Raw genomic sequence first — 19,789 nt, 5'->3', positions numbered from 1 at the left:
ACCCCATGAAGAACCTGGGCAACATGCTGAAGCAGGCGCAGCAGATGCAGACGCGCATGCAGGAGATGCAGGCCAAGCTGGAGGCCGCCGTGGTCGAGGGCCAGGCCGGCGCCGGCATGGTGAAGGTGCAGCTCTCCGGCAAGGGCGACCTGAAGCGCGTCTCGATCGACCCGAGCCTGATGAGCGCCGACGACCGGGAGGTGCTGGAGGACCTGCTGGTGGCGGCGCATGCCGATGCCAAGCAGAAGGTGGAGGCGCAGATGGCCGAGGAGATGCAGAAGGCGACCGCCGGCCTGAACATCCCGGGCGGCCTGCCCGGCGGCCTCAAGCTGCCCTTCTGAGCCCGGGGACGGGGCGGCCGCGCCGCCCCGATGCCATACCACGCGCACGCATGGCGGCGGGCCATTCATGGCCCGCCGGCGGGGCCCGATGCCTGAGCAGAACCCCATCGAGCATCTGATCGGCTTGCTGGCCAGGCTGCCCGGCTTCGGCCGGCGCAGCGCGCGCCGCGCCGTGCTGAAGATGCTGATGCAGCCGGAACAGGCCATGCTGCCGCTGGCCGCCGCCTTGCAGGAGGCTGCGGCGGCGGTGCAGCCCTGCCGCATCTGCGGCAACCTGGATGCCGTGAACCCCTGCGGCATCTGCCGCGACCCGCAGCGCGACCACGGCCTGATCTGCGTGGTGGAGGGGGTTTCCGAACTCTGGGCGCTGGAGCGGGCGCATGCCCATCGTGGCCTCTACCACGTGCTGGGCGGCACCCTTTCGGCGCTGGGCGGCGTGGGGCCGGAGGACCTGGCGGTGCAGCCGCTGCTGGCGCGGATCGAGGGGGCGGCGGAGCCGGTGCGGGAGGTGATCCTGGCCCTGCCGGCCACCGTCGATGGCGCGACCACGGCGCATTACCTGACGGACCGGCTGCGCCCGACGGGCGTGCAGGTGACGCGGCTGGCGCAGGGCGTGCCGATCGGCGGGGCGCTGGACGTGCTGGACGAGGGGACGCTGGCGGCGGCGCTGAAGGCGAGACGGGTGGTGTAGCCCGTACGGAGCCGGCGCGGATGAACTCCTCCCAACCATCACTGATCGATGTACTCGGGCCGATGCAGACTGGTCACGGTTCGCCCTGCACATTGGCTCCATTGCTGCTAAGGCGCGATGATGAGCTAATCCTTCAGTTTTTTGCTGTATCTGCGACGGCGTCCATCCGAGCGCTCAGCCTGTTGCGCAGGCGGCAAGGTTATATTCTAAAGCAGATCGCGGACGGGCGTGAACGTCCGGAAGCGTGAATCGGCTCGTAAAACAAGGAGCTACAGCGGATGAGCGTTCAGAAATAAACGCAATCCGCTGTAGGCTCAACGGTGATATAGCGACTGGCAGGAGTCTTGACGTCTGTCAGTCGGTGTCGCGCGCAGGGTTGGAGTGACGGCTGCGCGCCAAAAAATAAGCCATATCGGCCACCATGAATGCGGGCCTATATGGCTCGCACTTACGGCAGATGGCTAAGGCGGCGAAAGCGGCCCCCTCCAAGCAGCGAGTAACCAAGCGGCCGACGGCGGCTTGTAAGGCTGCATAGATGTGTCAGCACCTACGCGGGACAGTGTTAATTTTTCTGCGTGCTCAGTGGCCGCCTGACAGAAGTTCAGTCACCTTAAGCAGCCAAGGATTTGCCTCGAAGTCAAGCAACGTGATTCCGTCCCAGCTTTGGGCCGCCTGGAAATCGGAGCAGTTCAGGATCTGTACCATCCCGAGCTTGCGGCAATCGATCCACCGCGCACCGAAGCGAGACAGTTTGCTGATTTCGTCGAGCGAGAAGAACTTTGCCCAGTCCTGGAAATGAACAACATCGGCCGCGGCGAGATCGGGTTCGTAGAGATACATGAGGTCCGATGCGGTCCTCATTGCAACCGGCTGGCAGACCCGAATACCCTCGAACCGGCGATGCTCGATTGCAACGACATTGGCTGCCTGCCTAGCAAACTCAAACTCCAGCGTTGCGCGCAACGTGCTCGTGTCGCCCGCAGTGAAACGCTTAATCCAAAATAGGTCTTTGTGCTCGCTGATGACCTTCTCGAATGTGACGTATGGAACGAATTCCTTGCCGTCAGGAGCTTCCTCTCCCAGAGCGAAAAGCCGCTTGTCCTTGGGCCAAGCACCCGGCGTCCGGCGGTAAGTCTCGACGACCTCCAGGCACATCGGGCTGTAGCTTCGCCTATAGAGCTTCCACAATACCCTGGAACCGCCCCCCTGGGTCGGATACCGCAAGAGTTTGAAACGCCATTCGGCGTCCTTGAACAAGTCGTTCCACAACTCTGCATCAGATGACCAGTGCTTGCTGAAGGCACGCCGCCAGCCCCAATCCCCCTGCTCACTGAAAGAACCCATATCGAGAATGATGAAACGATACCTGTCGAGTAGCGTAGAGATGACTTCGCGCGCCCTTTCCACAGAGCGCCCGACGATATGATGCATGATGTTGAGAAGAAGTACGCCGTCTGCCGGGGGCAACCGACTGAGATCGTCCACAGCCAAGTTCATCGGCTGAAACGCTATTTCCGGTCGCCGGTGCGTCAGAATGTCTTCCAAATCATAGCAGTAGGAGCGCACTGCATGACCGGACTCGATCAGTGCATTCGAAATCGTGCCATCGTTGCAGCCAATGTCAATGAGCGTTGAGCCCATCGGAATCGTATTCCGCAAGGCAGTTAAGCGGTCCTGCAATACTCGGGCTGCCGACGACAGGTTGTAGTAGTCGCGCTGCGCCTGAACGGTCATAATCGCCCCTTGCGGTCCGCATCAACTTTGCTCCCGCCGGTCATCCCACAACCGATCACGCAAACGCAAGGCCCTTAATGCCCTCAGAGGGCGAATTCGGCATGGATGGGGGGGGGAAATGCTTCTGTGCAACGATACAGAAGTGACTTATGCGGAAATTTTAAAACTTGAACATTCAGATCAGAAATACTAATGAATTTCACCAACGCCAGAAGGTATATGAAATAAGCTCACAATAAATCCCGGTTTTGCCAGAAAAAGATCACCCGCAAAAAATCCTTTCACGCCATACACTTGCTGAGACCGCTTGGCAAAAACGCCGGGCCATTCCGGAACCGGCGCGCAACAATCCGTTCAAGGCTGGCCCCGCCCCCGGATGGGGGCGGGTCGGCGTGGTATCGTGCCGGGCCTCAGCTCCGGTCCGGGTCCACCGCGTCCCGGGCCGCGTCCTTCGCGCCGCCGGCGGCATTCTGCACCTTGCCCTCGGCCTTGTCGGCCTTGCCTTCGGCCTGCATCTTGGTGTCGCCGGTGACCTTGCCCGCCATATCCTTCACGGCGCCCTTCGCCTGCTTGGCGGCACCCTCGATCCGGTCCTTGTCCATGGCCTGTCCTCCAAATGCCGCCGCGCTGCTGCGGCAGCCTCCTCGGTCGTAACGCCCCTGCGCCCCGGAAGGTTGCGGTGGCAGGTAACCGCCGGGGGATCACCTCCCCCGACCCGCCCCGGGGCCCGGGGGCCATGGCGATCGCGGGGCCGGCCGGCTGGCCCGGCCGCCGTGACGGGTCCGGGCGACCGGCCCCGCGGTGCCGCGGATGCCGCCGGGGCCGAACCGCCACCCCGCGCACCTGCGGGCAGGCGCGAAGGTTGCCGGCAGAACGGGGGGGGCCGCGCTTCCCGCTCAGCCGCAACTCGCCAGCGCCGCCTCCACGGCCTCGCCGAAGCGGTCGATGATGGTGTCCACCTGCGCGGCGGTGACGATATAGGGCGGCGCCAGGATCGCATGGTCGCCCTGCCGGCCGTCGATCGTCCCGCCCATGGGGTAGCAGGCCAGGCCGCGCCGATAGGCCTCCTGCTTCACCCGCTCGTTCAGCTTCAGCGCGGGATCGAAGACCTGCTTCGTCGCGCGGTCCCGGACGAACTCCACCGCCCAGAACAACCCGCGGCCGCGGATGTCGCCGATATGGCGGTGGTTGCCGAAGCGCTCGGTCAGCCGCTGCTCCAGAAGCGCGCCCATGGCCCGGACATTGTCCAGCAGCCGCTCCTCCGCGATCACCTCCTGCACCGCCAGGGCCGCGGCGCAGGCCACGGGATGCGCCTGGTAGGTATGGCCGTGCATGAAGGCGCCGCTGCCGGCGGCCAGGCCCTCGATCACCCGTCCATGCACCAGGATGCCGCCGATGGGCTGGTAGCCGCCGCCCAGGCCCTTGGCGATGATCTGGATGTCGGGGCCGATCCCCTCCTGCTCCCAGGCATGGAGCGTGCCGCAGCGGCCCATGCCGCTCATCACCTCATCGAGGATCAGCAGCGCGCCGTGCCGGTCGCAGATGGCGCGCACCCCCTCGAAATAGCCGGGCAGCGCGGTCGCGCAGCCGAGCGTGGCGCCCACCACGGTCTCGGCGACGAAGCCGATGACGGTCTCGGGGCCGAGGCGCTCGAACTCCGCCTCCAGCTCCTCGAGCAGTCGGGCGACATATTGCGCCTCGCTCTCCTCGTCGCGCCGGTCGCGATAGGGGTAGCAGGGCGAGACATGGCTGAAGGCGGGCGAGAGCAGCGGCTGGTAGGGCGCGCGGCGCATGGCATTGCCGCCGGCGGAAAGCGCGCCGAGGGTATTGCCGTGGTAGCTCTGCCGGCGCGCGATGAAGCGCGTGCGCTGTGGCTGGCCGATCTCCAGGAAATACTGCCGCGCCATCTTCAGCGCGGCCTCGTTGCCCTCGGAGCCGGAGGAGCAGAAATAGGCATGGGTCAGCCCGCCCGGCGCATGCTCCACCAGCACATCGGCCAGCCGCTCCGCGCTCTCGCAGGAGAACAGGGCGGTATGGGCATAGGCGAGCTGGTCGAGTTGCGCCTTGATGGCGGCGATCACCTTCGGATGGCCATGGCCGAGGCAGGCGACCGCCGCGCCGCCGGAGCCGTCGATGATGGCGCGGCCATCCTGGTCGTAGAGGTGGATCCCCTCCCCCCGGATGGCGAGGGGCGGGTCCTGGCGCAGGCTGCGGTGGACGAGATGGCTCATGGGGCCTCCGGCGCGTTTCGGGGCAGATTTCCCGATCCGCGGCGCCGCGTCACGCCCCTTTCCCCGGCGCGGACCCGGCGACGGCGAGTGGCATTCCAAGGAGACCGGGATCGGGAGGACTGTGATGCGCGCACCCATCGCCCTTGCCCTGCTTCTCGCCGCCCTGCCCGCCGCGGCGGAAGAACCCGGCCTCGCCCGCCCGGACCTGCTGCTGAAGGAGGTGGTGACCGGCATGCCGCGCGGGGAGCGGCAGGAGGTGACCGTGCTGACCGCCAGCTTCCGCCCGGGCGACCGCACGGTCTTCCACACCCATCGCCATCCCGTGACGGTCTATGTGCTGGAAGGCGCCTTCACGCTGGAGATGGAAGGGCGCGACCCGGTCGTGCTGCGCGCCGGGGAGGCGATGGTCGAGCCGCCGGGCGTGCGGATGACCGGCTACAACCGCGCCGAGGGCCCGCTGCGGGTGGTGATCGTCTATGTGGCGGAGCCGGGCACGCCCTTCCTCGACCGGGTCCACTGAGGCCGGGCGCTACAGCGGATTGCGTCCAGAACTGAACGCCCATCCGCTGCAGGTCATTGATTGCAGGCCAGGTTCACGCTCCCGGGTCTTCACGCCGGTCCGCGATCTGCCCTATCCCAGCAGCCAGCGGAAGGCGCGCCGCAGCCGGGTGGCGCCATCGGCCTCGAACCAGGCGCCATGGGCGAAGACGACGCGGGCCGGATCAAGGGCCAGCAGGCGCCGGACCGCCTGCCGGTTGTGGTCGCGGTGACGGCTGAGCACGAGGCGGACATGGGCGGGCGTGCCGCCTTCCGGCGCGGCGGCCCCCACCGCCCGGACCAGCAGCCCCATGCCCCAGGGCAGCCGGCCGGGCTCCATCGCCTGCACCGTGTCGCACAGCACCAGGGTGCGCGAGGCCGCGTGGAAGAAGGTGATCTCGACAAAATTCGCCCCCTGCAGCGTGTCCTGCCCGATCTGCCCGGCCCAGTCCGCCGGCGGCTCCGGCCCCAGCACGCCATGGGCGCGCAGCGGGGTGCCCTGGTCCCGCGCCCGCTCCACCACGCCATGCGGCGCCCAGAGCCGGGCCTCGGGGAAGGCCGCCTGCCAGCCCTGGAGATGCGTCCAATGCGCCGTGCCGGGGGAGACCAGATGCCGCACCGGACCCAGCGCCTGCAACGCCGCCGCCAGCCCCGGCGAGTGATGCACCGGGGAGTGCAGCCAGAGCCCGCCGTCCTCCAGCCGGATCACCGTCATCCGCACCGGGATGGGCATCCCGAGGAAGCGCTGCGCGCCGTCCACCACCCAGACGCCCTCCGCGACCGGCTTCGGCACGTCGAGCGGTGGGTACATGGCCGTTCTCTCCCGGTTCAGGGCGGGGTCAGCACCCCGACGGTGGCACCTGCCATGCAGCAGGCGATGCTGGCGGCCACTAGGCTCGGCAGGCCGAGGGCGGAGATCTCCGCCCGCCGTTCCGGGCAGAGCGCCGCCATGCCCGTCACCATGATCCCGACCGAGGCGAAATTGGTGAAGCCGCACAGCGCATAAGTCAGGATCAGGCGGGAGCGTTCCGCAAGCCCCGCGCCGCCGCCGGAGGCGAGGTCGAGGTAGCTGACGAACTCGTTCACCACCACCTTGATGCCGAGGCTGCGGGCAACCGCCGCGCAGTCCTCCACCGGTACGCCCATGGCCCAGGCGAGCGGCCAGAAGACCACGCCCGCGATCCCCTGCAGGGTGAGGCCGATCAGCGGCTCCAGCACGCCATTCGCCAGCGCGACCAGTGCGACGAAGACGATGAGGGAGGCCATGATGCCCAGCAGCAATTGCAGCCCATCCGCCGTGCCGCGCACCAGCGCATCCATGGTGCTGTCATGCAGGCGCGGCATCGGGCCCTCCACGGCCGCCGCGGCGGGTGCCCGCTCCTCCGGGATCATCAGCAGCGCCGCCAGGATGGCGGCCGGCGCGGAGACCAGGCTGGCCGTCAGCAGCTGGCCCGCGGCATCCGGCACCACCGGCGCGATCATGCTGGCATAGACCACCAGCATGTTGCCGGAGATGGTGGCGAGGCCGGCGACCATGGTGGTGAAGAGCTCGGCGCGCGACAGCCCGGCGAGCCAGGGGCGGATGAGCAGCGGCGCCTCCACCATCCCGACGAAGACATTGGCCGCGACCGAGAGGGTGCAGGCACCGGAGAGGCCGAAGAGGCGCCGGAGGCCGGCGGCCAGCCCATCCACCACCAGCGGCAGCAGGCGCCAGTGATAGAGCACGGCGGAGAGCGCACCGACCACCAGCACCAGCGGCAGGGCCTGGAAGAACAGGATGAAGCTGGCGCCGGGCGTCGTTTCGGCGAAGGGCAATGGCGCGCCGCCGAGATAGCCGAAGACCAGGGAGGTGCCGGCCCGCGTCGCGCGCGCCAGCGCCTCAACCGTATCGCCTAGCAGGGCGAAGCCGGCCCGCAGGGGCGGGATGTGCAGCAGGGCGCCGGCGAGCAGGAGCTGCCCGAGCAGCCCCGCGGCGAGGACGCGCGGCCTGACGCCACGCCGGAACCCGCCGCAGGCCCAGGCGAGCAGGCAGAGGAGCGCGAGGCCGATGGCGGCCTGGAATTGCAGGAGGCTCATGCCCGCTCGCCCACGGGATGCGGCGCGCCGGCGCAGGCCCCCGGCGTCATTCCGCCGCCCGTGCGGGCGGGGCGGGGTCCATCTCCACCGCCTCGATCCGCGCGCCGGCGGCGGTGATCTTCTGCGCGGTGATCTCGATCTGCTGCACGTCCACCTGCATGTCCGCGAAATGCCGCTTCAGGTTGGCGACGCGGCGGTCCAGCCGCTCCGTCTCCTCGGCCAGCCGCGCCACCTCCCGCCGCAGGTGCTGCGCCTCCGCCCGCAGCCGCACGTCGCGCATCAGGGCCCGCATGGCGCCGAGCACCGCCCAGAGCGTGCCGGGCGAGACCAGGTAGACGCCCCGGCGCGCGGCCTCCGCGACCAGGCTGCCGAAGAGCGCGTGGAGGTCGGCATGCAGCGCCTCGGAGGGCAAGAAGATCAGCGCGCCCTCGGCGGTCTCGCCGGGGCAGATGTATTTGCGCGCGACATCGTCCACATGGCGGCGGATATCGGCGGAAAGGCGCCGCTTGGCCGCGGCGCGGGCGGCCTCGTCCGGAGCGCGGCGGAGCGCCTGCCAGCCCTCCAGCGGGAATTTGCTGTCCACCGCGATCGGCCCCGGCGGGAAGGGCAGCCGGATCAGCGCGTCGCAGCGCGTTCCATTGGCGAGCGTCACCTGCCAGCCCCAGCCCTCGGCCGGCAGGCGGTCCGCCAGCATGTCGCGGAGTTGCACCTCGCCGAAGGCGCCGCGCGCCTGCTTGTTGCCGAGGATGCCGGCGAGGGTCGTGACCTGCCCGCCCAGCGCCTCGATATTCGCCCGCGCGGCATCGATCACCGCCAGCCGCTCATGGATCCGCCGGGCGCTCTCCTGGGTGCGGTCGGCGCTGTCGGCCAGCGCCCGGCCCAGCCTTTCGTTCTGCGCCGCGACCGCGGCATCCATCCGGGCGGCAAGCGCCTCCACCCGGTCGGCGAGCAGCGCCGCCGCCTCCCCGGCCCCGCGCGGGCGGAAGACGAGCACGAGGGCGCCGGCCAGCAGCGCGCCGGCGAGCGCGGCGGCCAGCGGCACCAGCAACGGCAGCAGCCAGTCGGGCAAGGGCCCCTCCCCTGCGACATCCCCCGAGTCGCGGCCCTGCACTCTCGCATTGCGGGAAGGCCGCCCGCCAGCCCCACGCGGCCAGCCTGCGGGCTACCCCGCCGGCGGCGCGAAGCTGCCATCCGGCTGCAACAGCACCAGCCGGCCCGTCGCCACGCCGAAATGCGCGCCGCGCAGCCTCAGGCGGCCCGCCGCCACCGCCTCCGCCACCCAGGGGAAGGTCATCAGGTTCCGGAGCGAGATGCGCACCGCCTCATGCTCCCCGGCTTCCTGCCGGGCCTCGGGCGTGTCGCAGCGCAGCGCCGCCTCCCGCGCCCGCGCCGCGATGCTGATCCAGCCCGCGACGAAATCCCCGGCTTCCGGCGGCGTGCCCTCCAGCACCGCCCGGACGCCGCCGCACAGGGCGTGGCCCATCACCACCAGGTCGCGCACGCCGAGCACCCGCACGCCGAATTCCACCGCCGCGCTGGTGCCGTGGAAGGCGGCGTCCGGCATGTAGGGCGGCACCAGATTCGCCACGTTGCGGACGATGAAGAGTTCGCCCGGCCCGGCCGAGAAGATCATCTGCGGATCGACCCGGCTGTCCGAGCAGGCGATGACCATGGTGCGCGGCCGCTGGCCCTGCGCGGCCAGTTCCTCGAAGCGCTGGCGCTCGCGCGGCCAGGTCTCGGCACGGAAGCGGCGATAGCCGTCGATCAGGCGTTCCAAGGCAATTCCTTCTCCGGGCGACAGCGGATAGCGCGCAAGACTGAAGGCCGGTCCGCTGCAGCCCCCTGATTTTCGCGTGGCGTCACCTTCCCGGGCGTGCACGCCTTCCCGCGATCTGCCCTCGCCCATCCGGCGGGCGGGGGCCGTTGCGCCCTGCACTATAGCCCTGGCCGCCGGGCGGCACGCGCCATTCCGGCATGGGCGCCCCGACAGCGGCGCGAGGCGGCCGCCCCAGGCGGGCGGGATGGACGTCCGCGCCATGGGCCGGCAGAGTGCCGCCAGCAGCCGGCGGGGCCCGCCACCGCGCCCGCCGCGCCGGAACGTCCAGGGAAGAACAGCACCGTCATGAGCACCCCATCCGGACCGGATTACGCGCGCCTTTTCCGCAAGGGCGTGCCCGATGCCGCGCCGCGCTTCACCGGCTTTCCCAAATACAACTTCATCGGCGGCCACAATGACCCGACCCGCATCCCGGTCGAGGCGCTGGCGGACTGCGCCGCGGCCGCGCTGCGGCGCGAGGGATCGCTGCTGGCCCTCTACAATCTCGGCCACGGGCCGCTCGGCCATCGCGGCCTGCGCGACCTGGTGGTGGACAAGCTGAAGCGCCACCGCGGCGTCACGGTGACACGGGAGGAGGTGCTGCTCACCTCCGGCTCGCTCCAGGGGCTCGACCTGGTGAACAGCCTGCTGCTGGAGCGCGGCGACACCGTGCTGGTGGAGGAGTTGTCCTATGGCGGCTCCATCTCCCGCCTGCGGACGCTCGGCGTCAACATCGTCCCCATGCCGCTGGATGCCGAGGGCATCCGGATCGACGCCCTCTCCGACGCGCTGGATGCGCTGAAGGCGAAGGGCGTCACGCCGAAATACCTCTACACCATCCCGACCATCCAGAACCCGACCGGCTCCATCCTGCCGCTGGAGCGGCGGGAGCAATTGCTGAAGCTGGCCCGCGCCCATGGCGTGCCGGTCTTCGAGGACGAGTGCTATGCCGACCTGGTCTGGGCCGGGATGGCGGCGCCGCCGGCGCTCTATGCCATGGCCCCGGCGCAGGTGATCCATATCGGCAGCTTCTCCAAGACGCTCGCCCCCGCCCTGCGCTCGGCCTATGCCGTCGCGCCATGGCCGGTGCTGTCGCGGCTGGTCGCGCTGAAGACCGATGCCGGCAGCGCCTCGGTCGAGCAGATGCTGGTCGCCGAGTACTTCTCGAAGAATTTCGACAGCCATGTCGAACGGCTCTCCAGCGTGCTGAAGGAGAAGCTGGACGTGATGGTGGAGGCGGTGGCGCGCGAGTTCGGCAGCGCCGCCGAATGCTTTGTGCCGAAGGGCGGCATCTTCCTCTGGGTCCGGCTACCGCCCGAGGTGGATGTGCGCAAGCTGGTCAAGCCGGCCGCCGATGCCGGCATCGCCTTCAACCCCGGGCCGGAATGGGCGGTGGAGCCGGAGACGGCGACATCGCAGCTCCGCCTCTGCTTCGCCCTGCCATCCAAGGAGGAGATCCGCGAGGGCGTCGCCGCCTTCGCCCGCGTCTGCTTCGAGCAGACCGGCATCCCGGCGCAGAGCGGCAACATCCGCCACGCCGCGGGCTGACCGCCCGGCGCGGCAGGGTCGGGCGCTGGCGTCATGCCCGGCGTATCGCGTCCCGGCCTGCGCGCCGCGGCAGATGTTGCCAAGCCAAGGCCCGGAGGACCGCCGGCGTTCGAGGCAGGACAGGCGTCAGCATGTCCTGCGCCAGCCATCAGGCCTCGATGCCGTAATCGGCGAGGTCCGGCGTCATGGCCTCGATCACGAAATCGACGAAGGCGGCGGGCAGATCGAGGTAGAACTCCCGGTCGGAATAGGCCCCGACCACCGCCTCCAGCCCGCGCGCCCGCGCCCAATCCGCCAGCGCCTCCAGCGCCGCCTGCGGCGTCTCGCTCAGGAAGGAGACCTGCGAGCGGTGCTTGTCGGCATCACGGTTGGCCGTCTCGCTCCGGCTGAACTGCAGGTCCACGTTGCTGCCGGGCTGGCGCAGCCAGATCGAGCGCTCGGTCCGGCGCAACACAACGAAACCGAGTTGGCCCTGCAGCATCTCCACCACGGTCTCGAAATGCCGCGGGTCGAGCCGGTTGGCGACATGGTTCAGGCGCATGCAACGGCGTCTCCGGATATTCGGCCACCGACCGGGGCCGGGTGCGGCAGGATCGGCATGCCCGGCCCTGCCTTGTCGAGGTCCCGCCGATGCGCCCGGCCGGTCAGTGCCGGAAATGCCGCATGCCGGTGAAGACCATGGCGAGCCCGGCCTTGTCAGCGGCAGCGATCACCTCGGCATCCCGGATCGAGCCGCCCGGCTGGATCACCGCCGTGACGCCGGCCGCCGCGGCCGTCTCCAGCCCGTCTGCGAAGGGGAAGAAGGCGTCGGAGGCGACGACCGATCCCTTGGCCAGCGGCTCCGGCAGGCCTGCGGCCTTCGCCGCGGCCTCGCTCTTCCAGGCGGCGATGCGGCTGCTCTCCACCCGGTTCATCTGCCCCGCACCGATGCCGACCGTCGCCAGCCCCTTGGCATAGACGATGGCGTTGGACTTGACGTGCTTGCAGACGCGGAAGGCGAAGAGCAGGTCCTCCAGCTCCTTCGCCGTCGGCGCGCGCTGGGTCACGACCTTCAGCCCCTCGGCCGTGACGCGGCCGGCATCGCGCGACTGCGCCAGGAAGCCGCCCGCCACGCTCTTGAAGGTCAGGCCCGGCGCGGCCGGGTCGGGCACCTTACCCGTCAGCAGCAGGCGGAGGTTCTTCTTGCGGGCGAAGACCGCCCTGGCGCCCTCGTCGGCGTCGGGGGCGACCACCACCTCGGTGAAGATGGCCGCGATCTTCTCCGCCGCCGCGGCGTCGAGGGTGCGGTTGGCGGCGACGATGCCGCCGAAGGCGGAGACCGGGTCGCAGAGCAGCGCCGCGTCCCAGGCCGCGGCCAGGTCATCGGCCACCGCCACGCCGCAGGGATTGGCGTGCTTGACGATGACGATGGCCGGGCGATCGAATTCGGCGACGCATTCGAAGGCGGCGTCGGTGTCGTTCAGGTTGTTGTAGGACAGCTCCTTGCCCTGCACCTGGGTCGCGGTGGCGATCCCCGGGCGGTCGCTGCCGTCCAGGTAGAAGCCGGCATCCTGGTGCGGGTTCTCGCCATAGCGCAGCGTCTGCTTGAGGATGCCGGCGAAGGCCAGGCGCGGCGGGAATTCCTCGCCGAGCTGCCCGGCGAACCAGCCGCTGATGGCGGCGTCATAGGCCGCGGTGCGGGCGTAGGCCGCGGCGGCGAGCTTCTTGCGGGTGGCGAGCGTCGTGCCGCCCTGCGCCGCGATCTCGGCCTGCACCTCGGCGAATTGCGCCGGCTCGGTCAGCACCACGACATGGGCGTGGTTCTTGGCCGCCGAGCGGATCATCGCCGGGCCGCCGATGTCGATGTTCTCGATGCAGTCCTCGAACTCGGCGCCCTTCGCCACCGTCGCCTCGAAGGGGTAGAGATTGACGGCGACGAGGTCGATCGGGGCGATGGCGTGCTCCTCCATCTGCGCCCGGTGCTCCTCCAGGTCGCGCCGGCCGAGCAGCCCGCCATGCACCTGCGGCACCAGGGTCTTCACCCGTCCGTCCAGGATCTCCGGGAAGCCCGTGTGCTCGGAGACGTCCTTCACCGGGATGCCGGCCTCGCGCAGCGCCTTCGCCGTGCCGCCGGTCGAGAGGATCTCCGCGCCCTGCCCCGCCAGGAAGCGCGCGAAATCGATCAGGCCGGTCTTGTCGGAAACCGAGAGCAGGGCGCGGCGGACGGGAACGGGATCGGTCATCGGGGGGCACTCCGGGAAGGGCGGCGGCATACCGCCCCCCCTGCCCCCGTGGCAACCATCGGGCCGGCCCGATCCCCGCCCTCCGCAGCATCCGGCCCCGCCGCCCCACCTCCCGGGCGAGGAAGATGCCGGTCCCGGCCGGCTTCGGGGTGCCGCGCGGGACGATGCCGGCGGTCCCCAACCCTTCCCGCGCCGCCGTCGGCCCCCCGGCACCTCCATCGCGGCGCGCAGCGTCGCCGCAATCCCCAGGTCGGGACCGGCCGGGACGGCGAGCGGGAGCCGGCTGGTCGCGACCACGGCCGGGAGGCCCTGCTCCACCGATGCCGGGCCCTGCGGCGGCGCCGTCATCCGTCGGGAAGAAGGAAAGGCCGGGGTGGCTCGCCCTGGCCTCCGGCGCATTGGCCGGGAGGCCAGACGCCATCCTCCCGGCCGGCCGCGACGGCGTGGGGGCAGGAGCGCGGGCCCCGCCGTGCCGGCTGCGCGCCCGACCCGAGATTGACTTGCCCAGGTCACGGGGGCATCGCTCCGGCTGACACATGCGGGCCGCGGCCCATCTCGAAGCGACGTCCGTGACCCCTCCCCCTGCCCCCTACCGCCTCACCGATCTCACGCCGGAAATGCCGGGCCTGCGCCGTGCCGTGCATGGCTACAGCACCGCCGGCACCTGGCGCCGGCTGGCTTGGCGCGCCGGCGAGCTCGGGCTGGAGGTCGCCGGCGCCCTGCCGCGCGACGCGCTGCGGGCGCTCTCCGGCGGCGCACCGCCGCTGCTGCGGCTGGAGCCGGGCCTCGATCCCCGCCCCGGTGCCCACGCGGTCGCGCTCTATGTGCATTACAGCCCCTCCGGCCGGATCTCGGAGATGGTCCGCCGCCAGCTCGCCCTGCTGGCCGGGGCGGGCTTCGCCATCCTCTTCATCACCATGGCCGAGGCGGTGCCGGAGCCGGACTGGCAGGCCGCCCGCCGGCATTGCGCCCTGGTCACGCAGCGCCGCAACTTCGCCCGCGACTTCGGCGCCTGGCAGGACTTGGCCGCCGAAGCGCGCCGGCGCTGGCCGGGGGCGGAGGAGCTGCTGCTGGCCAATGACAGCGTGCTCGGCCCCGTCCTGCCCTTCCCGCCGCTGCTGGCCGCGCTGCGCGGCGGCGGCGAGGGGCTGTTCGGCCTGACTGAGAGCCTGCAGGGCGGGCCGCATCTGCAGAGCTACTTCCTGCTGGCGCGCGGCCGCGCCGCGGTGGACGACCTGCACCGCTTCCTCGCCGCCATGCGCCTGAGCCATTCCAAATGGCTGGTGGTGCAGCGCGGGGAGCTGCGCCTGGCCCGCTGGATGCGCGGGCGCGGCCACCGGGTCGCGGCGCTGTTCGGCTATCGCCGCCTGGTCGCGGCGACGCTGGCCGATCCGGCGGAGCGCGCGCAACTCGCCCGCTCCCACCCCGCGCTGGCCGGGCTGGAGGCGCTGGCCCCCGCGGCGCGGGAGGCGCTGCTGCTGTCCCAGCCGCTGAACCCGACGCATCATTTCTGGCGCGCGCAGCTCCGCTGCCTGGCTTTTCCCTTCTTCAAGACGGAGCTTCTCCGCCGCAACCCCGGCCGGCTGCCCGGAACGGAGGCGTGGCGCGCCCTTGTCCCCGCCAACGCCCCCTGCCCGGTGCCGGTCATCGAGGAGCATCTCGGCATCATGGACGCGCGGGCCGAACCGCTGAGAGCCGAGATGGGCGGCTGAACCCGGTTCGCCCGGCAGAACCGCCTTGGCCGCACCGGGTCCTTCGAGGCCAGCGGCTGGACCTGCCTCGCGCCGAACCGGGGATGCATGCCGGCCGTCGGAGACGGCACCGGCATGACCCCGAGGCAGGGCACCGGCCAGCCGCACCGATGATCAGGCTTCGGACCAGGCTTGCGATGGGGGAGTGCGCCGGCGGGCGGTGCGTCCGTCCGCACCGGCATGCCGGGCCTGTTCGACGCGGAGAAGGCCATGCCCTATGCCGGCCGCGTCAAGGAGATCATGGCGTGATGCTGGGACAGAAGGCATCGGGATGAAGGTCGCCCAGGTCATCAATGTCGATTTCGCGCTGCGGCATTTCCTGTTGCCGCTGATGCGCGGGGCCCGCGCGCGTGGGCATGAGGTGGTCGGCCTCTGCGCCGAGGGGCCCTTGCTCGACCTGCCGCGGGCCGAGGGCTTCCGCATCATCCCGGTGCCGATGGCGCGCTCGCTCAATCCCGCCGCGCAGCTCCGCGCCTTCCGCGCCCTGCTGGAGATCATCCGGGCCGAGCGCTTCGACCTGGTGCATGGCCATATGCCGATCAGCGGCCTGCTGGCCCGCGCCGCGGCGCGGGTGGCGCGCGGGGGCGGCACGGCGCCGCGCATCGCCTATACCTGCCATGGCTTCCTGTTCAACCAGCCCGGCCCCTTCTGGCGGCGGGGCCTGTCCCTCGGGCTGGAATTCGCCGCCGGCCGGATCACCGACACCTACCTGACCGTCAGCGCGGAGGAGGCGGCGGATGCCAGGCGCCTTCATATCCACCCGGACCCGGTCGCCATCGGGAATGGCCGCGACCCCGCGCTGTTCCACCCCGACCCGGCGGCGCGCGCCGCGGTGCGGGCGGAGTTGGATGCCCGGCCGGGCGATTGCGTGGTGATCGCGGTCTCCCGGCTGGTGCGGCACAAGGGCTATCCGGAACTGCTCGCCGCCATGCGCGACACGCCGGAGAACTGCGTGCTCTGGGTGGTGGGGGAGCGGCTGCCGAGCGACCATGGCGAGGAGATGGAGCCGCTGCTCGCCCGCGCCGCGGCGGAGCTCGGCCCGCGCTTCCGCCGCCTCGGCTACCGCAGCGACGTGCCGCGGTTGCTGGCGGCGGCGGATGTCTTCGCCCTGCCCTCGCATTTCGAGGGGCTGCCGATGTCGGTGATCGAGGCGATGCTCTGCGGCCTGCCGGTCATCGCCACCGATATCCGCGGCCCGCGCGAGATGGTGCTCGCGGGCGAGACCGGCCTGCTGGTGCCGCCCGCGGCCATCGGGCCGCTGGCGGCCGCCCTGCGGGCGCTGGCGCAGGACCCGGCCGGCCGGGCGCGCATGGGGGCGGCCGGGCGGATGCGGGCGCTGGAGCGCTACGACGAGGCCAGGGTGGTGGGGCGGACGCTGGACCTGCTGGGCCTTTGAGCGGACCGCGGATGGCGGCGAACGCCCGCGAGCGAGACCCTGCCCGACACCCAATCACCTGGGGTGGCGCGGTGCGCGGTTCTGAACGCCATCCGCCGTAGCCCGGCAGGCGGACCGGTCAGTGCCGCCGGCAGCCGCCGCCCTCAAACCGCCGGCGGCTCGCCCCCGGCCGCCGGCACGCGGCCGATCGCCCACTGGATGGTGCTGGTCTCCGGCTCCGCCGTCAGGACGATCTGGCTGGTCCGGCGCGGCTCGCTGCCGCCGAGATAGACGCTCTCCTCCACCGCGACCCTGGCGAATTTGCTGCGCAGCCGCCAGACCTGGTTGGAGGGCAGGCGCAGCAGCACGGCCTGCTCCTCGGTCTGCGGCGTGGCGGTCACGGCCGGATGCAGGTGGAAGCGCACCACGAAGCCGGGCACCGGCGCGCCGGACTCGGCCATCTCGATCATGTCCTCGCCCCGCAGGTCCTCGCCATTCTGGTCGAGGTAGAGGCGGCGGCGATGCGTCGCGCCGAAGGACTTGCGCCAGCCGTCATGGGTGGCGTCCAGCCATTGCGCGCCATCGGCCTCCTGCCGGTCGGCCTCCACCCGCTCCGGCCGGCGGCCGAGGCCTTCCTCGCGCAGCTCGCTGCTGTTGGTATCGGCCAGCACCAGGGTGGAATGCGCCGCCGTCGCCCGCAGGGCGTCGCGCCAATCCGCCTCGGCGGCCGGGGCGGCGCCGCAGTTGATGATCAGCCGGTCGCGGCCGACCGACATCTCGAAGGAGAGCGTCCCGGCATGGGCGAAGCGGTCGGCGCCGCGCGGCAGGCCGGTGGCGGCTTCCCTGGCGCGCTGCGGTGGCGGCGCGCCGGCATCGGCGATGACGAGGGTGCGGCCGGCCTGCAGGCGGTGGAAGCCGCTCTCCTCCAGCAGCAGCGGCGCGCGGCCGCGCGCCTGGCCCTGGGTGAGGACGAGGTCCACAAGGCCCGCCCCGTCCTCCCGCGTGCCGTTGAACTGGGCGAGGCCGCCATCGCCGTGGCGGAAGAGCCGCAGCGCCTGGCCGGCCCGCTCCAGCACCGTCGCCAGGATGGGCGGCGGGTTGATGCCGGCGCCGTGCAGCAGGTTGCGGATCTCGATCAGGTCCTGCAGGGCGAGCAGGAGCTGCGCCGGGGATCGCTCGACATGCCCGCCATCGGGGTGGAATTGCCGCTCCAGCTCGCCGGGCAGGAAGCGGAGGGCCCGGGTCATCCAGGCCTCCTCCTCCAGCGCCACGGCCGCGGCGATGGCGCCCTTCAGCGTGACGAGCGCGCCGCGATGCATGGCCTCGGCCGGCAGGCTGCCGACCACGCCGCGGGAATCCTGCGCCAGGCGGACCAGCAGCTTCCTGCGGAAATTGTCCTCCGCCGTCGCGGCCAGGAAGTCCCAGTGGCCGAGCCAGGCGGAGACGCGCGCGGCCGCGATTTCCGGCGCCTGCGCCAGGTCCTCCGCCGCGCCGCGGACCAGCCAGTCCTCTGTCAGGTCGCGGGCGCGCAGCCGCGCGGTGTCGGTGCCGAGGGCGCGGAGGTCCCGGAGCCAGGCAAAGCCATGTGCGGCGGCGCGCCAGGTGACGGGGCCGGCGCCTTCCTCCCAGCCATCGCCGGTCGGCTCCAGCGGGCGGGTCGTGCCCTGCACCTCGAACTCGCCGCGCAGCAGGCGGGCGCCGCGACCGGCATCGCCGGGCCAGAGGTCCCGGAAGGAACGGGCCGGCGCATCCGGCACCTTCACCGGCTTGAGGCCGGCGATGAAGCGGCGGGTGCCGCGGATCAGGTGCCGCATCGACCCGCCCCCGCCGGCCGCATCAGGACTTGCCCTTGATGGTCGCGATCGCCCGCGCATAGTCCGGCGCGCCGAAGACGGCGGTGCCGGCCACCAGCACATCCGCCCCTGCCTCGATGCAGCGCGGCGCGGTCTGCGCGGTCACGCCGCCATCCACTTGCAGGTCGATCTCCTGGCCGCCCTGGGCCACATGGCTGTCGATCATCTGGCGCAGGATGGCGATCTTGCCGAGCTGGCCCTCCAGGAAGGACTGGCCGCCGAAGCCGGGATTGACCGACATCACCAGGATCAGGTCGCAGAGCTCGAGGACATTTTCCACCGCGGAGACCGGCGTCGCCGGGTTCAGCACCACGCCGGCCTTCCTGCCGAGGCCCCGGATGGTCTGCAGCGTGCGGTGCAGATGCGGCCCGGCTTCCGGATGGACGCTGATGAGGTCGGCGCCGGCGGCGGCGAAGGCCTCCAGATACGGATCGGCCGGCGCGATCATCAGATGGACGTCGAAGGGGATGTCGGTGTGCTTCCGCAGCGCCTTCACCACCACCGGGCCGTAGCTGATGTTCGGGACGAAATGCCCGTCCATGATGTCGAGATGCAGCCAGTCGGCGCCGGCCGCGGTGACGGCGCGCACCTCCTCGCCAAGGCGCGCGAAATCGGCGGCGAGGAGCGAGGGGGCGACTCGGATCGGGCGGAGAGACATCACGAAGGCTTCTAGCGGCGTGGCCGGAGGGGCGGCAAGGCGCCGCGACCGGGCGCTGGGCGCAGCAGCGATGCCGAAGCCGTGAGCAACGGATGTGTCCCGCAATCCCACGGGCCTCTACCCTCAATTGGTGAGCCTCGGCGGCATCTTAACTCTTCAATAGATGAAGCGTCCGCCCTCCCGCCCCGTCCCGCACGCGGCCTTCTGGCCCGGGATGGGCCGGGCTCCGTCAGAAATAGCCGGGCGACTCCGTCCGGATGCGGTCGATCTGGGCGAAGGTGTCGGAGAGGTGGTGGCGCAGGTGGCGCTCCGCCTCTTCCGGTGCGCGGGCGATGATCGCCTCGGCCACCGCCGCATGGTCGGCGATGATCTGCTCGGCCTTGCCGGGGCTTGGCAGGTGCAGGCGGCGCAGCCGGTCCAGATGGCCGCTGCGGCTGCGGATCAGCTCGCGCAGCCCGGGCACGCCGGCGGCGGCATAGAGCAGGCCGTGGAAGGCCTCGTCCGCCGCGGCGAAACCTTCCTGGTCGCCCTGCGCATGCAGTTCCCGCAGCCGGGCGATCTCCGCGCGCAGCGTTGCCGCCAGCGCCGGGGCGGGCGCCGCCGCCAGGCGGCGGACAATCTCCACCTCGATGGAGAGGCGCAGGAAATTCGCTTCCCGCGCGCTGTCGAGGTCGATCTTCGCCACGCGTGTCGCGGAATGCGGCACGACCTCGATCAGCCCTTCCTCCTGCAGGCGGATCAGCGCCTCCCGCACCGGGGTCTGGCTGACGCCGAGGCGGGCGGCGAGCGCAGCGCGGGAGAGAACGGTGCCAGGCGGCAGGGCGAGGGTAATCACCGCCTGCCGAAGCTGGTCATAGGCGATCTCGGCGGCGGAGCGGCGCGGCCCGAGCGGCGTCAGGCCGGTCAGGCCCGCTTCGGCATCCAGATCGAGGTCGGTCAGGCGAGCGGTCATGGAA

The 19,789-nt window shown here is 71.2% G+C and carries 18 protein-coding genes; 6 read left to right on the top strand and 12 right to left on the bottom strand.

Annotated features, from left to right (window positions below):
* The first annotated feature begins 5 nt into the window (after nt 1-5).
* Both LHA35_RS03505 and recR read left to right on the top strand, forming a co-directional pair.
* Complete coding sequence (locus LHA35_RS03505) at nt 6-341, top strand: YbaB/EbfC family nucleoid-associated protein (RefSeq protein ID WP_226604527.1); 336 nt, start codon at nt 6-8, stop codon at nt 339-341.
* 88 nt (nt 342-429) lie between these two features.
* Nucleotides 430-1,032, top strand: a complete 603-nt coding sequence (gene recR / locus LHA35_RS03500; protein WP_226604525.1) for a recombination mediator RecR — start codon at nt 430-432, stop codon at nt 1,030-1,032.
* Nucleotides 1,033-1,611: 579 nt separating this feature from the next.
* Here the strand turns inward: recR and LHA35_RS03495 are convergent.
* The 3 genes from LHA35_RS03495 to LHA35_RS03485 form a co-directional block, all read right to left on the bottom strand.
* Nucleotides 1,612-2,766 carry a methyltransferase domain-containing protein gene (locus LHA35_RS03495; protein WP_226604524.1) on the bottom strand — a complete coding sequence of 385 codons (1,155 nt, stop codon included), beginning with the start codon at nt 2,764-2,766 and terminating at the stop codon, nt 1,612-1,614.
* 410 nt (nt 2,767-3,176) lie between these two features.
* Nucleotides 3,177-3,368, bottom strand: a complete 192-nt coding sequence (locus LHA35_RS03490; RefSeq protein WP_226604522.1) for a CsbD family protein — start codon at nt 3,366-3,368, stop codon at nt 3,177-3,179.
* Between the two features lie 294 nt (nt 3,369-3,662).
* A complete protein-coding gene (locus LHA35_RS03485) occupies nt 3,663-4,997 on the bottom strand; it encodes an aspartate aminotransferase family protein (protein WP_226604520.1) in 1,335 nt (444 codons plus the stop codon).
* A gap of 124 nt (nt 4,998-5,121) precedes the next feature.
* Between LHA35_RS03485 and LHA35_RS03480 the strand changes: the two genes are divergently transcribed.
* Nucleotides 5,122-5,517 carry a cupin domain-containing protein gene (locus LHA35_RS03480; RefSeq protein WP_226604519.1) on the top strand — a complete coding sequence of 132 codons (396 nt, stop codon included), beginning with the start codon at nt 5,122-5,124 and terminating at the stop codon, nt 5,515-5,517.
* A 111-nt stretch (nt 5,518-5,628) separates the two neighbouring features.
* On the opposite strand, the gene LHA35_RS03475 is transcribed toward LHA35_RS03480, so the two are convergent.
* The 4 genes from LHA35_RS03475 to LHA35_RS03460 all read right to left on the bottom strand — a co-directional run bounded on the left by LHA35_RS03475 (nt 5,629) and on the right by LHA35_RS03460 (nt 9,387).
* The gene (locus LHA35_RS03475; RefSeq protein WP_226604517.1) at nt 5,629-6,345 is read right to left on the bottom strand and encodes a DUF4336 domain-containing protein; all 717 of its coding nucleotides are present in this window, start codon (nt 6,343-6,345) and stop codon (nt 5,629-5,631) included.
* Nucleotides 6,346-6,362: 17 nt separating this feature from the next.
* On the bottom strand, nt 6,363-7,610 hold the full coding sequence (locus LHA35_RS03470) for a NupC/NupG family nucleoside CNT transporter (RefSeq protein ID WP_226604514.1): 1,248 nt from the start codon (nt 7,608-7,610) through the stop codon (nt 6,363-6,365).
* 46 nt (nt 7,611-7,656) lie between these two features.
* Nucleotides 7,657-8,679 (bottom strand): DNA recombination protein RmuC, encoded by a 1,023-nt coding sequence (locus LHA35_RS03465; protein WP_226604509.1) that lies wholly within the window; start codon nt 8,677-8,679, stop codon nt 7,657-7,659.
* A 93-nt stretch (nt 8,680-8,772) separates the two neighbouring features.
* A complete protein-coding gene (locus LHA35_RS03460; protein WP_226604505.1) occupies nt 8,773-9,387 on the bottom strand; it encodes a carbonic anhydrase in 615 nt (204 codons plus the stop codon).
* Nucleotides 9,388-9,732: 345 nt separating this feature from the next.
* Here LHA35_RS03460 and LHA35_RS03455 point away from each other — a divergent pair, with 345 nt between their 5' ends.
* A complete protein-coding gene (locus LHA35_RS03455) occupies nt 9,733-10,974 on the top strand; it encodes an aminotransferase-like domain-containing protein (RefSeq protein ID WP_226604502.1) in 1,242 nt (413 codons plus the stop codon).
* A gap of 148 nt (nt 10,975-11,122) precedes the next feature.
* Here the strand turns inward: LHA35_RS03455 and LHA35_RS03450 are convergent, their stop codons facing one another.
* Together LHA35_RS03450 and purH are read right to left on the bottom strand one after the other, a co-directional pair.
* Complete coding sequence (locus LHA35_RS03450) at nt 11,123-11,515, bottom strand: hypothetical protein (protein WP_226604499.1); 393 nt, start codon at nt 11,513-11,515, stop codon at nt 11,123-11,125.
* 103 nt (nt 11,516-11,618) lie between these two features.
* Nucleotides 11,619-13,196 (bottom strand): bifunctional phosphoribosylaminoimidazolecarboxamide formyltransferase/IMP cyclohydrolase, encoded by a 1,578-nt coding sequence (gene purH / locus LHA35_RS03445; RefSeq protein ID WP_226604494.1) that lies wholly within the window; start codon nt 13,194-13,196, stop codon nt 11,619-11,621.
* 569 nt (nt 13,197-13,765) lie between these two features.
* Between purH and LHA35_RS03440 the strand changes: the two genes are divergently transcribed.
* Together LHA35_RS03440 and LHA35_RS03435 are read left to right on the top strand one after the other, a co-directional pair.
* On the top strand, nt 13,766-14,908 hold the full coding sequence (locus LHA35_RS03440) for a hypothetical protein (protein WP_226604490.1): 1,143 nt from the start codon (nt 13,766-13,768) through the stop codon (nt 14,906-14,908).
* Nucleotides 14,909-15,218: 310 nt separating this feature from the next.
* Nucleotides 15,219-16,343 carry a glycosyltransferase family 4 protein gene (locus tag LHA35_RS03435; protein WP_226604487.1) on the top strand — a complete coding sequence of 375 codons (1,125 nt, stop codon included), beginning with the start codon at nt 15,219-15,221 and terminating at the stop codon, nt 16,341-16,343.
* A 143-nt stretch (nt 16,344-16,486) separates the two neighbouring features.
* On the opposite strand, the gene LHA35_RS03430 is transcribed toward LHA35_RS03435, so the two are convergent.
* The 3 genes from LHA35_RS03430 to LHA35_RS03420 form a co-directional block, all read right to left on the bottom strand.
* A complete protein-coding gene (locus LHA35_RS03430) occupies nt 16,487-18,136 on the bottom strand; it encodes a heparinase II/III family protein (protein WP_226604483.1) in 1,650 nt (549 codons plus the stop codon).
* Between the two features lie 22 nt (nt 18,137-18,158).
* A complete protein-coding gene (gene rpe, locus LHA35_RS03425) occupies nt 18,159-18,833 on the bottom strand; it encodes a ribulose-phosphate 3-epimerase (RefSeq protein WP_226604651.1) in 675 nt (224 codons plus the stop codon).
* A gap of 229 nt (nt 18,834-19,062) precedes the next feature.
* On the bottom strand, nt 19,063-19,785 hold the full coding sequence (locus LHA35_RS03420) for a GntR family transcriptional regulator (RefSeq protein WP_226604480.1): 723 nt from the start codon (nt 19,783-19,785) through the stop codon (nt 19,063-19,065).
* Nucleotides 19,786-19,789 lie beyond the last annotated feature (4 nt).

The organism is Roseicella aerolata (assembly GCF_020523605.1).
GTDB classification, from domain to species: domain Bacteria; phylum Pseudomonadota; class Alphaproteobacteria; order Acetobacterales; family Acetobacteraceae; genus Paracraurococcus; species Paracraurococcus aerolatus.
Note: the sequence above shows the minus strand (reverse complement) of the source record. Positions and strands in the feature narration are given on the sequence as shown.